The 13,978-nt window shown below is 55.6% G+C and carries 13 protein-coding genes; 4 read left to right on the top strand and 9 right to left on the bottom strand.

Annotation, left to right across the window (positions count from 1 at the left end; genetic code table 11):
* Positions 1-4: 4 nt before the first annotated feature.
* The gene (locus ACL2XQ_RS01935) at positions 5-676 is read right to left on the bottom strand and encodes a TetR/AcrR family transcriptional regulator (protein WP_410012346.1); all 672 of its coding nucleotides are present in this window, start codon (positions 674-676) and stop codon (positions 5-7) included.
* 504 nt (positions 677-1,180) lie between these two features.
* On the opposite strand from ACL2XQ_RS01935, the gene ACL2XQ_RS01930 reads away from it, so the two are divergent.
* Positions 1,181-1,759, top strand: coding sequence for an Ail/Lom family outer membrane beta-barrel protein (locus ACL2XQ_RS01930; RefSeq protein ID WP_413727263.1), 579 nt, complete (start codon positions 1,181-1,183; stop codon positions 1,757-1,759).
* A gap of 140 nt (positions 1,760-1,899) precedes the next feature.
* Here the strand turns inward: ACL2XQ_RS01930 and gntU are convergent, their stop codons facing one another.
* Positions 1,900-3,237, bottom strand: a complete 1,338-nt coding sequence (gene gntU / locus ACL2XQ_RS01925; protein ID WP_410012348.1) for a gluconate transporter — start codon at positions 3,235-3,237, stop codon at positions 1,900-1,902.
* A 613-nt stretch (positions 3,238-3,850) separates the two neighbouring features.
* On the opposite strand from gntU, the gene ACL2XQ_RS01920 reads away from it, so the two are divergent.
* The gene (locus ACL2XQ_RS01920) at positions 3,851-4,990 is read left to right on the top strand and encodes a glycosyltransferase family 9 protein (RefSeq protein ID WP_413740006.1); all 1,140 of its coding nucleotides are present in this window, start codon (positions 3,851-3,853) and stop codon (positions 4,988-4,990) included.
* Complete coding sequence (locus ACL2XQ_RS01915) at positions 4,980-5,336, top strand: DUF1493 family protein (protein ID WP_413740005.1); 357 nt, start codon at positions 4,980-4,982, stop codon at positions 5,334-5,336. Before ACL2XQ_RS01920 ends, ACL2XQ_RS01915 begins: the two co-directional genes overlap by 11 nt.
* On the opposite strand, the gene ACL2XQ_RS01910 is transcribed toward ACL2XQ_RS01915, so the two are convergent.
* The 3 genes from ACL2XQ_RS01910 to cbpA all read right to left on the bottom strand — a co-directional run bounded on the left by ACL2XQ_RS01910 (position 5,333) and on the right by cbpA (position 7,789).
* A complete protein-coding gene (locus ACL2XQ_RS01910) occupies positions 5,333-6,346 on the bottom strand; it encodes a glycosyltransferase family 9 protein (protein WP_413740004.1) in 1,014 nt (337 codons plus the stop codon). The genes ACL2XQ_RS01915 and ACL2XQ_RS01910 overlap by 4 nt on opposite strands.
* A gap of 195 nt (positions 6,347-6,541) precedes the next feature.
* Entirely contained in the window at positions 6,542-6,844 is a 303-nt protein-coding gene (locus ACL2XQ_RS01905; RefSeq protein WP_410012353.1) for a chaperone modulator CbpM, read from the bottom strand.
* A 6-nt stretch (positions 6,845-6,850) separates the two neighbouring features.
* On the bottom strand, positions 6,851-7,789 hold the full coding sequence (gene cbpA / locus ACL2XQ_RS01900; RefSeq protein ID WP_410012354.1) for a curved DNA-binding protein: 939 nt from the start codon (positions 7,787-7,789) through the stop codon (positions 6,851-6,853).
* Between the two features lie 341 nt (positions 7,790-8,130).
* Between cbpA and ACL2XQ_RS01895 the strand changes: the two genes are divergently transcribed.
* On the top strand, positions 8,131-9,561 hold the full coding sequence (locus ACL2XQ_RS01895) for a sugar porter family MFS transporter (RefSeq protein ID WP_413728954.1): 1,431 nt from the start codon (positions 8,131-8,133) through the stop codon (positions 9,559-9,561).
* A gap of 154 nt (positions 9,562-9,715) precedes the next feature.
* Here the strand turns inward: ACL2XQ_RS01895 and ACL2XQ_RS01890 are convergent, their stop codons facing one another.
* The 4 genes from ACL2XQ_RS01890 to ACL2XQ_RS01875 form a co-directional block, all read right to left on the bottom strand.
* On the bottom strand, positions 9,716-10,639 hold the full coding sequence (locus ACL2XQ_RS01890) for a carbohydrate ABC transporter permease (RefSeq protein WP_410012356.1): 924 nt from the start codon (positions 10,637-10,639) through the stop codon (positions 9,716-9,718).
* A gap of 9 nt (positions 10,640-10,648) precedes the next feature.
* Positions 10,649-11,881: an ABC transporter substrate-binding protein gene (locus ACL2XQ_RS01885; protein WP_410012357.1), complete on the bottom strand. Its 1,233-nt coding sequence runs from the start codon at positions 11,879-11,881 to the stop codon at positions 10,649-10,651.
* Positions 11,882-12,009: 128 nt separating this feature from the next.
* Complete coding sequence (locus ACL2XQ_RS01880) at positions 12,010-12,810, bottom strand: carbohydrate ABC transporter permease (protein ID WP_410012358.1); 801 nt, start codon at positions 12,808-12,810, stop codon at positions 12,010-12,012.
* A 19-nt stretch (positions 12,811-12,829) separates the two neighbouring features.
* Positions 12,830-13,954, bottom strand: coding sequence for an ABC transporter ATP-binding protein (locus tag ACL2XQ_RS01875; protein WP_410012359.1), 1,125 nt, complete (start codon positions 13,952-13,954; stop codon positions 12,830-12,832).
* Positions 13,955-13,978: the final 24 nt, after the last annotated feature.

Here is a 13,978-nt window from a genome sequence, read left to right as displayed (position 1 = left end):
AAAGTCAGGCTTCGACGGCGGCAAGCAGCCTGAAGTCCGCGCCGATGCGGATTAATTCCGGCCAGACCGCCATAAGCGTGGAAACGATACTGTCCAAATCTTCCTGGGTTGCGCCGTCCCGGGCCTGGACCGACATGCCTTGCAGCGTGCAGGCCAGATATTTCGCCAACGCCGGGATGTTGGTGCCGGCGGGCAGTTCGTCCTGGGCCTGGCGGGCCAGCAGGAATTCCCGCAGCGTATTTTCCTGCAAATGGTGGCGCGTGCGCAGCAATTCGGCGACATCCTCCGAGGAGGCGGACAACGCCGCCGACGTGCAGATGATAAAGCACCCTGAAGGCAGGCTCTTATCGGTAAAGGTGGCCGCCGCGGCGCGGAAAAAACCTTCCACGGCTTCGGTGATGGAACTGCCGGGGCGTGTCAGCAAGGCTTTGCCTTTCTCGGCGAATTTGCTGACGTAGCGTTCCACCGCCGCGCGAAACAACCCTTCTTTATTACCGAACTCGGCATACAGCGTCGGCGCCTTGGCGCCGGTGGCCTCGACCAAATCGGCCATTGAGGTGGCTTCATAACCATGCCGCCAGAACATTTCCAGCGCCTTGTCCAAAGCGATGTCGCGGTCAAACTGCTTAGGGCGTCCACGACCCTTCTTCAGACATGCTGCTTGTTCAATGCTCATGACATCCTCTCTGGCCCAAACTGCGGTGATTGAATAATTAATGGCCATTATAAAAAATCGCGACGCCAGTGTCGAGGTGGTTTTCAGATTTTGTCAAGGCTGTTGCGCCAGGGACATCCCGGCGCGAGGACCGCTTTCGACAGCGGAGAGCGGCAATGACGGTCGAAGGCGGATGCCAGGTCCTCTCAACCGCGGCCGGGGCATGGAATATAATGCACAGACGTCATCTTTTTTTAATTCAGGCAATAGAGGTTAATCATAAAAATAATATAATTTTATGGCAACATCCTCTCTTGTTAATACATTACTTAATACTTTAATAAGCAATTTTATGAACATGCATTACCAAGAAGTTCAATTTAACCCGGTGATTTTTATTTATTCTTTCTCAGTGTAACGTTTCGTTTAAAATTCTCGCCCTCAAACACGTTATTATACTCACGCGTTATAACACTATTGAACAATTGCATATATTTAATTTATAAATTAATTAAGGATGAGATAATGAAAAAAATATGCCTTGCGCTGGCCGCTTGCGCGACCCTGGGAACCAGTTTTGCCGCCGCCGCTAATGAACATACCCTGTCTTTGGGGTATGCGCAGAGTAAAATTTTAGACTCCCGTCCCAAAGGCGCGAATCTCAAGTATCGTTATGAAGGGGAGAGTCCGGTCGGTATTATTACTTCCATGACGTTTATGGGCGCCAATGATTCTTACTCCGCATTTGATCCTAAACAGAACTATCGCACCGGCGAAGAAAAAGAAAAATTCCGTTATCTGTCTCTTGCCGCCGGCCCGGCTTTCCGATTCAATGAATTTATCAGTATTTATGGCCTGGCTGGGGTTAACTTTAATAAATTGGACTATAACCGCAAGGCTTATGATAAAACAGGAAAGGTAATAAGAGAAACCCAGGCTAACTATAAAAATACGTCCCTGATGTATGGAGCCGGTGTGCAGTTTAACCCCACTTCAAACCTGACGCTGGATGTGGGATATGAAGGCTCCCATTTCAAAGCCAGCGATAATCATAAATCACTGGCAATCAATGGGTTTAACGCGGGCGTGGGTTATCGCTTCTGATTAGCGCTGCCCGCCGACGGCAAGAATGATTGCCGGCGGCGGGCAGATGTCTTATCCGGACAGTGTGATTTGCACCCGCCTACGCGGTGGCTATCGGCATCCTCTTGCGCGGCTATGGACGCAAAGCCGCGTGGAGGGAATCATAGCAAGGCAAAGGCAATCATGCCCACCACCGCGCCGGTGGTGCCGAGAATGGTTTCCATAACCGTCCAGGTCTTTAACGTTTGCAGTTCGGTGGCGCCGGTCAGCTTGCCGAACAGCCAGAAGCCGGCATCGTTGACGTGACTGCAGACAATGGAGCCGCCGCCGATGCATACCGACAGCGCCGCCATCTGCGCGCCGCTGAACCCCAGCGGCGCGACCACCGGCATAATCAGGCCGACGGTGGTCAGGCAGGCAACGGTGGCGGACCCCTGGATAATGCGGATGGCGGCGGCCAGCACAAAGCAGGCCACGGCAATCGGCAGTCCGGTGCTGATCAGGGCATTGCCCAGCGCCGGCCCTACGCCGGAATCCACCAATACCTGTTTGAATACCCCGCCGGCGCCGGTCACCAGCAGGATGATGCCCGCCGGCTGCAACGCCGCCGAGCAAATCTCCATCACCTTATCCTTGCTCATGCCCTGGCGATAAGCCAGACCGTAGATGGCCACCAGGCAGGCGAGCAGGATGGCGATAAACGGGTGACCGACCAGTTCCATCCAGCGATACATGGTTCCGCCCTGGGCCACAAAGCGCACGCCGATGGTTTTCAACCCCACCAGGATCAGCGGAAACAGCACCAGCGAGACGCTAAAACCAAACGACGGCAGCTCGCCCGTTTTCAGCTGCGGTTCAGCGACATCCGCCGGCACCGGGATAAAAACAGACTTGCTGATAAAGCTGCCGAATACCGGACCGGCCAACAGCATGCCCGGGATTGCCGCCATCAGGCCGATGGCAATCATCCAGCCAAAATCCGCGTGCATCTGCGAGGCGAGCAGCATTGGCGTCGGACCAGGCAGCAAAAATGCCGCCGCCGCCGCAACGCCGGCAAATAACGGCACCAATAACTTAACCAAATTACCGTCGGTACGACGGGCGACGGCAAAAACCACGCCAATCAGCAGCATGACCGCCACTTCAAAAAACAGCGGCAACGCGCAAATTAATCCCACGATGCCCATAGCCAAAAAGGCGCGGCTTTCACCAAAGCACTTCACCATTTTACCGGCGATTTGATCCAGCGCGCCGGTCTCATGCAAAACCTTGCCAAACATCGACCCCAGAGCGACGACGATGGCCAGGAAGCCCAGCGTCCCGCCCATGCCCGCCTGCATGGTATCGGCAATTTTTTCCAGCGGCATTCCGGAGAAGATACCTGTGCCCACGGAAACCAACAGCAGGGCGACAAACGCGTGCATACGCGCTTTCATCACCAGGAACAGCAGGATAAGCACCGACCCGATGGCGGTGATAATCAATGTTAAGGTACTCATATTGCCTTATCCGCCATACCGGTCATGGCGCCGCCGGTCCTGACGGTAGTTCTTTTTTGTGCGATCACGCGCTGACTCCTAAAGAAAAAATGTTACCGGTAACAATAGTCCTTCCTGACTATAAAAAAGGCAAGAACTTAGAAGCAGATCACACTAAAAGTGTGATGTACCTCCAAAAAATGGGGTTATATCACATTTTTTTTGTAACGAATGTTGCTTTGCCCCAGACCGGGTCGAGTCACAGGGTGAATAAATAACTCACGGGTAGATTATGTAATGTTACTCATGGATTTAAGCAGATATTATTGCAAGATATGCCAAACCCTATTTAATTTATGACAGAGTTACTATTAAAATTAAAATTAATTGAACTTACCAAAATAAAAACCCTCCAAGGACAAGCTCATGGAGCATTTGGTATAAACGCCATTTAAGTAACATATAAAATTATTTAATTTAACTTGGCGATAAAAATGGCATACCCTGTTCTTCTGGCCGCTCCGTTTTGCCATCAGCATTTACGAATTTAACGATTTCCTGGCAATAATAGCGAATATTTTTTGGCCAGGTTATGTTATTATGCCTTTAATTCTCTTATTAATAAAATAACGCTATGAAAAGAAATAAGATCAATATTATCAACAAGATACTCTCTTGCTACACTTTTTTTAGCGGCTATAAAAAAGGCCGGGCGGACGAGTGCAACAATAATGACATTAGTTGTATTGTCATCTATTCCACTACTGCGCTAGGCGATTTAATTCTTAATACCCCTGCAATTCATGCGCTCAGGAAAAAATTCCCCCATGCCAGGCTGGTGCTGGTGTCCAGCCCGAAAAATAAGGAACTGGTACATAACAGCGCGCTGTTTGACGAGGTCATATACTGGAACAATAAGTTCAATAATATTATCTATTTTATCTATAAATTACGTCGCCTGCGTCCGCAATTGGCGGTGATCCTGCACTCCTATTTTCCTTACGATATCCTAAGCGTGGTACTGGCCGGATGCCGTTACATCTTTCGCGATCATTACGGCAGCGAAAGCCCGGCGCTCAACCCCTGGCTCACCGCCTACTCGCAAAAATTCGAGGGACATACCGTGCAACGCAAGCTGAATCTGCTGCAACCCCTGGGATGCGATACGACCGCGGTGCGGATGGCGATTCCAGTGGTCATCCCGCATCAGGCAAAACCCCTGGATAGGGTTCGCGTCGGCTTCCAGCTTGGCGCCTCGCGGGATTTCAGGCGCTGGCCGCCGGCGAGCTTCGCCGCGTTAAGCCGCAAACTGATGGATCAGGATTCAACGCTTGACGTGGTGCTTATCGGCGGCAAGAACGAGTTATCCCTGGTCGATGACTTTATGGCCCTGATACCGACTGATAACCGGCGCCGGGTAATTTCACTGGTGGGTAAAACCAGCCTGCTGGAACTTGCCGCCGCGATAACCACTTTTGATACGCTGGTAACCGGCGATACCGGGCCACTGCATCTGGCGATTGCGCAGCAGGTGCGGACCGTAAGCCTGTTCGTGACCGCCAATCCCTTGTATACCGGGCCCTACCAGGACCAGCACCTGCACCATGTGTTTTATAAACCGCTGCACACGCTGGCGCCGGACCTGGCCAACAGCCCGTTCCCGATGACGGCCATTACCGTCGATGAAGTTTTTGCCGCCGTGCGCCGGAGTTACCGCCGCGGCCAGGACAACACGCCGGATCTGGCAATGAGCGAATACCATTATGGAACCTGATTTGCGCCAGCAGGTATTCGATTTTATCAGCCCGTTTCGCCAGCCCGATATCTGGGGCCGGAGCAAGCCCCTGTGCCCGGCCTTTTCCCTGCGCGAGGATCTGAATTTATCCCAAGACGAATTCGATCACCTGATGAACGACTTTTTTCTGCTTTTTCAGGTCGACGCCAGCCACTACGACCATTTGGCCTATTTCCCGGAAAACAACCGTCCGATACCCATCAGGATAATGCAGCATTTGGGCCTGAGCATCGGTGCTACGCCGCCAGACGGTCCGCGGCCGTTAACCCTGGCGATGCTGGTCTCGGCCGCCCGCGCCGGCAGATGGCCGCGCCAGGAAAACTAGCGCGCTTCCGGCCTGAGCCCGCGCAACGCCTGATACACCCGCCCGGGTGTCAGAGACGCCACATTGTTATCCTCTGCCAGCAAAACCGTATGCGGCACCCGCCAGGGGGCCCAGCATACCGGATCGCTGTCGCCGAATAACGCGACAATGCCTTTGCCCAATCCGGCCGCGATATGCATCGCCCCGCCGTCGCTGGTCACCACGCTGTCGCACAGCTGCATGGCCGCCGTCAGCTCATCCAGCGATCGGGTGGCGATAGGGATCAAACCAGGTAAACGGCAGGCGGCCACAATGCGCGCAGCCAACGCGTCATCACCCGGATGCGTGGGATTATCCGCCGCGCCCGGCGACCAGAGCAGGATGATCCTGCCGGGACCGGCGGCGGCGATGAGCCTTGCCAAGGCGACAAAATGAGCCTCGGGCCAGCGCTGCAGAATTCTGCGGGCGCTGATTTGCAGCCCGATGACCGGCTGGCCGGGCTCGATGCCGTAACGTGCCGACAGCGCGTCGACCGCGGCCGGATCTGCGTTAAGCACCAGGGGTCCGGCGGGCGAGCGTAGCCCCAGGGGGGCCAGCATACGGTGAAATCGCTGCACCAGATGTTCCCGGCTCTCTGGCGGCGGCGTGACCAAATCGGTAATCATCGGATGGGAAAGTTCGCCCAGGGCCAGGATCCTGGCGGCCCCCGACAATGTGCCCCATTTTAATACCCGCCGGTCCCAGCGACTTTTGGCAATCACGGCAATATCGTAATGCGTACGGCGGATAAGCCACATGATTTTTATCCGGCGCAGGAGAATACCGAGACGGGATGCGCCCGCGCCGCGATGGTGGCTTTTCTGATAGACGTAGATATTGCCGATATCGGGATTGCGCGCCAGCACCCCGGCATTGTAGCTGTTTGCCAGGACATCGACCTGGTAGCCGCCTTCCCTGGCCAGGGCGCGGATGAGCGGAGTGGTCAACAACGTATCGCCGATATTATCCCGACATACCACCAAGGCTCTCATGGCGTTGCTCCGCTGATAGAATTAACAGTCAGGTTAAAACCCCACCGGGCCACATAAGGATGGTTTATGACCGGTTATAGGACACCGGCGAATTAGACACGTTCAACCATTTGAAGATAAATGATAAGGCAATAAATGATATCAGCCCTGGACCAGGGCTGAAAGAGTGGGGTAACCGGCCGGGTCGCCGGCCAATTATTTCATCAGAAAGCGGTCCAGGCGCTGATGCAAACGCCGGTTCTCCGTTCTTAAGCGGGAGATTTCGTCAAGCAGGTTCACCGCCAGCGCAATGCCCGCCCAGTCCAGCTCCAAATCCTGGCGCAGGCGCTGCGCCCGCTTAAGCTCCCGCAACGCCGCCGGCTCGAAACGCCAGTCGTCGGTTGAGTTATCCTGCGGGGCAATAATGCCCAACGCCACCACTTCTAACAGTTCGTCCCGGGAAATACTGGCTGTTTGGCAAATTTCCGTGATTTCCAGGGTAACCCTGACATCGGTCATGGCCTTTTACTCCCATTCCGCACGAGGATTAAACGCACATTGCGCGGCGAGCTGCGTCCACAGGTCACGGGCCCGATCGTCGGCCTGCGGCGGCATCACCACTTTAATCAAAGCATATAAATCGCCGGTTCCCTGCTTATTCACCAGGCCCTTGCCCTTGACGCGCAGGTGCTGGCCGGTCTGGCTGTTGGCCGGCACGGTAAGGGTAATCTTGCCGGTGAGCGTGGGCACCGTGACTTTAGCGCCAAGCGCCGCTTCCCAAGGGGCCAGGGGCAAAGTGACCAGCAGGTTGTTGCCGTCGATGTCAAATAACGGATGCGGGGCGATGCGGATAACCAAATAAAGGTCGCCATTGTCGCCGCCGTTGCTGCCCGCGGGCCCCTGTCCTTTGATGCGGATGCGATCGCCGTCGCTGACGCCGGCGGGGATCTTCACCTTCAGCGTTTTGCCGATCGGCGCGCCCTGCCGCCCGCGCTCAACCGGGGCCGACAGTTGATAACTGATGGTGCGCTGGTGCTCCTCAAGGGTTTCCTCCAGGAATACCGCCACCTCAATTTCAGCATCCTGGCCGCGCCTGGGCGCGCGGGCGCGCTGTCCGCCACGGGCCTGGCCGCCGAACACCGATTCAAAAAAATCGGAATAGTCACGCGGCTCGAAATCGTTTTGCGCCTGGCCGCCGGCGCGCCCGCCGGGCTGCCAGCCGGGGGGTGCCTCGAAGCGCCCGCCCTGACCATATTTACGCAGTTCATCGTATTCGGCGCGACGGGCGCTGTCCTTGAGCACCTCATAGGCTTCGGCGATATCTTTGAATTTAGCTTCGGCATTGGGCTCGGTGCTGACGTCGGGATGATATTTACGCGCCAGCCGGCGATACGCGGTTTTGATCGTTTTAATATCGGCCGTGGGTTCGACACCCAGAGCGGCATAATAATCTTTAAAATCCATACAGCCCTACCGCCATATTTGATGTAGTGAATTGCGGCGTTTAAACCCACCGCTGACGGAAATACCTGCAATTTGATTAACTTTAGCACTTCGGCCAGTGCATTAAAAGTCTGTCCGGTCGCCGCCGCGCGGCATAAAAAAAGCGGGCAATCGTAAAGCTGTTTTATCCATTTTGTAGGGATTAACCAGCTGATAAATGTGATACACCTATCACAAATACCCGATAAGTAGCAGGACTCTCTATATCTTTAGCCGACCAAGTCTCACGCTGAACGGCAATGGGTTCCATGTTAAGCACCTGTCCGGCTGACCGCCGTTGTTATGCTTTGTATGGAGACTTCATGTCACACTCTGGCGAATACCCCTCCCCGGCCGCCGCTACCGGCATTCCGTTGGCCGGTAACGCGCGCTTTATGAATGCGTTTATCTCCTTCTCCGCCGCCATGGCCGGCCTGTTGTTCGGGCTGGATATCGGCGTGATTGCCGGCGCCCTGCCGCTTATCGCCGAGCATTTTTCCCTGAGCAATCAATTGCAGGAGTGGATAGTCAGCAGCATGATGCTGGGCGCGGCGATCGGGGCGCTGGCCAACGGCTGGTTCTCTTCCCGTCTGGGACGCAAATACAGCCTGATGATCGGCGCCGTGCTGTTTATCTTCGGATCTCTTGGCTCGGCGCTGGCCCAGTCGGCGGAAATCCTGTTGCTCAGCCGTGTGCTGCTGGGTTTTGCCATCGGCATCGCGTCCTATACCGCGCCGCTTTATTTGTCCGAAATGGCCACTGAATCCATACGCGGCAAGCTTATCGCCATGTATCAGCTGATGGTGACCCTGGGCATATTGCTGGCCTTTTTGTCCGATACCGCCTTTAGCGCTAGCGGCAACTGGCGCGCCATGCTGGGCGTGCTGTGCATCCCGGCGATCGTCTTGCTGGCGGCGGTGTTTTTTCTGCCCAACAGTCCCCGCTGGCTGGCATCCAAGGGACGGCATATCGAGGCGGAACAGGTACTGCGGATGCTGCGCGACACCTCGGAAAAGGCGCGGCAAGAGCTCAATGATATCCGTGAAAGCCTGAAGCTCAAGCAAAACGGCTGGGCATTATTCAAGTCCAACGGCAATGTGCGCCGGGCGGTGTTTCTCGGCATGTTGTTGCAGGCAATGCAGCAATTTACCGGTATGAATATCATCATGTATTACGCGCCGAAAATTTTCAGCCTGGCGGGATTCACCACCACCCGCCAACAAATGATCGCGACGGTTATCGTCGGTCTGACGTTTGTGCTGGCGACATTTATCGCCATCGGCATGGTGGACAAGGCGGGGCGCAAGCCGGCGCTGAAAATCGGCTTTAGCGTCATCGCCGTCGGCACGCTGCTGCTGGGGGTTTGCCTGCAATTGATCGATAGCGGCAATCATTCCGCCGGCATTTCCTATCTGGCGGTGGGCATGACCATGATGTGCATCGCCGGTTACGCCATGAGCGCCGCGCCGGTGGTGTGGATCCTGTGTTCTGAAATCCAGCCGCTGAAAAGCCGCGACTTCGGCATTACCTGTTCCACCACCACCAACTGGGTCGCCAATATGATTATCGGCGCCACCTTCCTGACCCTGATGGGACATATTGGCGCCGCCGCCACGTTCTGGCTCTACAGCGCGCTTAATGTGGTCTTTGTGGTGATCACCTTTATCCTGATACCGGAAACCAAAAATATGTCGCTGGAAAAAATAGAGCACAACCTGCTGGCGGGTAAAAAGCTGCGGCATATCGGCCAGTAGCGGCCAGTAGCGGCTAATAGCGGCTAATATACCGCTATCGTCAGTCGTTGCCGGCGCCAATACCGATATTAGCCGCCACCTGCCTTCATACGTACCGGGCGCCAATCCCCTGGGCTGGCGTAACGTTATCAGGAACAGCGGGTTGCCCCGGCGATTAACGACGCCGCTCCAGCATGGCGAAAAAGATGACCGTCATGGCGAGCACAATGAGCAGCAATACCAGTGCGGCGGCCGAGCCTTCGTTAATCGACAGGCCGAGGAAGGCCCGACGGTAGGCAAAAAAACTCAGTACCTCGGTGGCGGTACCGGGGCCGCCGCGGGTCAGCACATAAGGCAAATCATAGGTTCGCAGCTCGTTAATCAGCTGGATGACCACGGCGATGGCCGCCACCGGGCGCAGCATCGGCAAGGTAATATACCAAAATTGCTGCCATTGCCTGGCGCCGTCCATTTCGGCGGCCTCGTAAGGTTCACGTGGCAGCGCGGCAAGACCGGCCGCCAGGATCAGCACCACAAAAGACATTTGCTGCCAGACATCAATAAACGCCATGCTCCAGAACGCCAGGGTCGGATTGCCCAACCAGTCCATGCGCGGTAGTCCCCAGGACTCGAACACATGGTTGATAATACCCAGGTTGGGCTGCAGCAACATACGCCAAATCAGCGCAACGCATACCGGCGACATCGCCATCGGGATGGTCAGCAACGCGAAATAAAGCGGCCGGGTCCTGACCACCCGGTTAAGCATTAGAGCAATGCCCAGCCCCGCCAAAAACTCGCCGGTGACGGTAATCAGCGAATATTTAATAGTCAACCAGGCAGCCGCCCAAAATGCCCCATCGTTCAGCACGGCGACAAAGTTGTCGATGCCGGCAAACGGCGCCAGGGCAGGCCGCATCAGGGTAAAGGAAGAGAAAGCCAGGGCGACGGCATACAGCACAGGGAAACCCAGCACGATAGCCAATGCGGTCAAACCCGGTGAGGCAAACGCCCAGCCGGTCAGGCGAAACCGGTCAAACCCGACGCGGTCGGGTTTTGTCTGTCGCAGGGAAGCTGCGGAGGTTTTAGATAGCATCATCAATGACTTCTACTTCTTCATCAGCTTTTCAAGCTGGGCGGCGGATTCCGCCAGCGCCCCGTCAACGGTGCCGCTGCCGCCGGCCACTTGGGAAAGTTGGGTGCCGAGCACATCCTCATACTGGGCGGAATAGGTGAAGATAGGGAAAGATTTGCCGCTGGCGACCACCTGCTGCGCGGTTTGGTAATAGGGGAATTTAGCCAGCACCGCCGGGTCTTGGTAGACATCGGCGCGCACCGGCGCATGGCCCTGCAGCGCGCGCTCGGTTTCGGTTTTTTTACTTTGCACCCATTGGATAAAGGTCCAGGCGGCCTGTTTTTCTTCAGGTGAAACATTATGTGGAATGCCCCATCCCCAGCCGCCGCTTTCACCATGGCCGCCCGGCATCGTCGTCAGCGCCAGTTTACCCGCCACGGCCGGGCATGCCTGCTGGTTGTCCAGTTGCGGCAGCATCCACCAGTAGGTGATCATGCTGAAGGCCTTGCCGCCGCACATCAAACGCATGGTATCGTCGAGGGTGGCGGACAGCGCGCCAGCTTGGGCCCCATGCTGGATGGCATCGACATATAAGGCCAGGGCCTTTTTACCCGCCGGGCTATTGAGCACCACCTTATTATCCTGGTCCAGGTAATCGCCGCCGGCGGCAAACAGATAGTTGGAGAATTCCATGCTGTTGGGATCCCCGCGTTGCCCCTGCATGGCCGCCCCGGCAATACCCTGTTTTTCTTTAATATATTTAATTAACGCGACATAGTCTTGAAGCGTTTGCGGTGGCACCAACGCCTTATTGGCGCTGGCCTGGTATTGCTGCTGTAGCGTTTTATCCGCCAGAATATCAGTGCGATATATCAGCCCCATGGAATAGTTATACATCGGCAAAATAAATAATTTATCTTTGTCGTGGTTGAGCAGTGAAACGGTGGATGGGATAAACGCCGACGTATCAAAATTATCTTTTTTAATGAGCGGGGTGAGATTGGTTAGCCATTGCGCGGCGGGAAATTCACCGGCCCATAGAAAATCCACTTCCAGCAAATTGTAATAACTTTGTGGAGCAATTAATTGTGCTACCAGCTTATCATGCATATCGCCGTAGCCGATCTTTTCAAACTCAACCTTGATACCGCTCTCTTTTTCGAATTGCGGCAGCATTTGCTCGATAATATGAGTCTCAGGGACATCTTCCATCAGGGCGCGCAATACCACCTCTTTTGCCTGCGCTGCCATAACGGTGGACAACATAACCAAACCTGATAAGAATAATATTTTTGTCTTTATTAACATGACCGGCTCCTGTTTCGTCGGATTGATGATTTTCTCTGGTGAAAAAGAACAATGGGCCGTGAGGTTTTAACTATTAAACGCTTATATTATTTAACGCTACCGAACGTCAGGCCCTTGACGATAAAACGCTGGATAAAATGCGATGCGATAATCAGCGGTAAAATGGCCATTACCACCCCCGCCGACACTTTGCCAATCTGTACGCCGTTGGACGTTTGCAACGCGGCCAGCGCCACCGGAATAGTCGAGGTTTGCGGCCCGCTCAGCACCAGGGCGAATAGAAACTCGTTCCACGAAAGAATAAACCCCAGCACCGCGGCGGCGGCCAGGCCCGGCAGCGAAACCGGCAGCACCACGTGGCGGAAGGCGCCCCAGGCGGTGGCGCCGTCGGTCATGGCCGCCCATTCCAGGTCGACCGGTATACCCTCGAAAAAACCCATCAGGATCCAGGTCAGGAACGGCAGGTTCAGCGCGGCGTACACCAGCGTCAACCCGACCAGCGAGTTGGTCAGCCCGAGCGTGCGCAATAGGGCAAACGCCGGCAATACCAGCGCCACCGCCGGCAGCATTTGGGTTGCGAGCATAATAAAGCGTGCCGCCCGTCCGCCGGTCCTGAAACGGGCAAACGCATAACCGGTGGCGGCGGCAAACGGCATCGCCAGAATCACCGAACATATTGAGACAATCAGACTGTTGCGGTAATGAACCAGAAAATTGTTTTTCTCAAGCAGTCCCTGGTAATTTTCCCATGACCAGCCTGGGAACAAATCGGCGCTGTAGGCCATAGGCTCGGGTACCAGACTCGTGCGCAGCGCCCATAACGGCGGCAGTATCACCAGCAGGCAGGAAAGTATCAGCCCAAGATGCAGTGCAATTTTGCGTAACATACCATGCCCTCGGTGTAGCCTAGCTGGCGAGTGGAGGGGAGGCCCGGCGCGGCAGGACATCCCCCGTCAGGCTGTCAAATAAATGCAGTGGGTCGGGGTCCATATAGAGGGTGATGGTACTCCCGGGCGACGGCAGAGTATGCCGGTCAAGCCGCACCACGAACCGGACATCGGCAATGGTGCCGATGACGATGTTCTCCGCCCCCAGGGCTTCCACAGCCGTCACCTTTAACATCACCGGCTGCCAGTTGGCGTTAAGCTGCCGCGCATGGAAATCTTCCGGGCGGATTCCCAGGATCACAGGCTGTCCGTCATAGTGCCGGTAATCCCCCCGCGCGTAATCCGCCACCCGCAGGCGGCAGGTGGCGTTCAGCTCAAGAGATACTCCCTTGGCCCACGCGCGCACCACGCAGGGGATCAGGTTGATGGGCGGTGAGGAAAGAAAACGCGCCACAAAGGTATTGGCCGGGTTGGCGTAAACCTCCAACGGCGTGCCGCTCTGTACCAGGTATCCGTCGCGCATGATGCAGATGCGATCACCCATGGTCATCGCCTCTATCTGGTCGTGGGTGACATACACCATCGTTTTACCCAACCTGCGGTGCAGTTTTATCAGTTCGGTGCGCATTTCGGCGCGCAGTTGCGTATCCAGGTTGGATAAGGGCTCATCCAGCAGAAAAGCCTGCGGTTCCCGCACGATAGCGCGCCCCAGCGCCACCCGCTGCCGCTGGCCGCCGGACAGGGCGCCCGGTTTGCGATGCAGAAGTTGGTCCAGTCCCAGCATGGCGGCGGTTTCGGCGACCTTTTGCCGGATAACGCCGGTCGCGGTGCCGCGCATTTTCAAACCGAAACCCATGTTTTCCGCCACCGTCATATGGGGGTAGAGCGCGTAACTTTGAAATACCACGGCAATATTGCGATCGCGGGGCGCCACATGGTTAACATTTTGGTCATTGATGCGCAGTTCTCCGGAGGTAATGCTTTCCAGGCCGGCAATCATGCGCAGCGTCGTGGATTTGCCGCAGCCGGACGGGCCGAGAAAGATCACAAACTCACCATCGCGAATCTTCAGGTCGACGTCACGTACGCTGTACTGATTGTTTTGATAGATCTTGGAAACCCGCCGCAGTTCAATAGAAGCCATGGTATTCCCTCTCTTTGACGTTAA

Origin of the sequence: Sodalis sp. RH14, assembly GCF_047324285.1 — a bacterium.
In the GTDB taxonomy this organism is placed as follows: domain Bacteria; phylum Pseudomonadota; class Gammaproteobacteria; order Enterobacterales; family Enterobacteriaceae; genus Acerihabitans.
Note: the sequence above shows the minus strand (reverse complement) of the source record. Positions and strands in the feature narration are given on the sequence as shown.

Excerpts from the sequence above, each read along its gene's own strand:
- ACL2XQ_RS01935 (WP_410012346.1), bottom strand. The coding sequence starts at position 676 with ATGAGCATTGAACAAGCAGCATGTCTGAAGAAGGGTCGTGGACGCCCT.
- ACL2XQ_RS01930 (WP_413727263.1), top strand. The coding sequence starts at position 1,181 with ATGAAAAAAATATGCCTTGCGCTGGCCGCTTGCGCGACCCTGGGAACC.
- gntU (WP_410012348.1), bottom strand. The coding sequence starts at position 3,237 with ATGAGTACCTTAACATTGATTATCACCGCCATCGGGTCGGTGCTTATC.
- ACL2XQ_RS01920 (WP_413740006.1), top strand. The coding sequence starts at position 3,851 with ATGAAAAGAAATAAGATCAATATTATCAACAAGATACTCTCTTGCTAC.
- ACL2XQ_RS01915 (WP_413740005.1), top strand. The coding sequence starts at position 4,980 with ATGGAACCTGATTTGCGCCAGCAGGTATTCGATTTTATCAGCCCGTTT.
- ACL2XQ_RS01910 (WP_413740004.1), bottom strand. The coding sequence starts at position 6,346 with ATGAGAGCCTTGGTGGTATGTCGGGATAATATCGGCGATACGTTGTTG.
- ACL2XQ_RS01905 (WP_410012353.1), bottom strand. The coding sequence starts at position 6,844 with ATGACCGATGTCAGGGTTACCCTGGAAATCACGGAAATTTGCCAAACA.
- cbpA (WP_410012354.1), bottom strand. The coding sequence starts at position 7,789 with ATGGATTTTAAAGATTATTATGCCGCTCTGGGTGTCGAACCCACGGCC.
- ACL2XQ_RS01895 (WP_413728954.1), top strand. The coding sequence starts at position 8,131 with ATGTCACACTCTGGCGAATACCCCTCCCCGGCCGCCGCTACCGGCATT.
- ACL2XQ_RS01890 (WP_410012356.1), bottom strand. The coding sequence starts at position 10,639 with ATGATGCTATCTAAAACCTCCGCAGCTTCCCTGCGACAGACAAAACCC.
- ACL2XQ_RS01885 (WP_410012357.1), bottom strand. The coding sequence starts at position 11,881 with ATGTTGTCCACCGTTATGGCAGCGCAGGCAAAAGAGGTGGTATTGCGC.
- ACL2XQ_RS01880 (WP_410012358.1), bottom strand. The coding sequence starts at position 12,810 with ATGTTACGCAAAATTGCACTGCATCTTGGGCTGATACTTTCCTGCCTG.
- ACL2XQ_RS01875 (WP_410012359.1), bottom strand. The coding sequence starts at position 13,954 with ATGGCTTCTATTGAACTGCGGCGGGTTTCCAAGATCTATCAAAACAAT.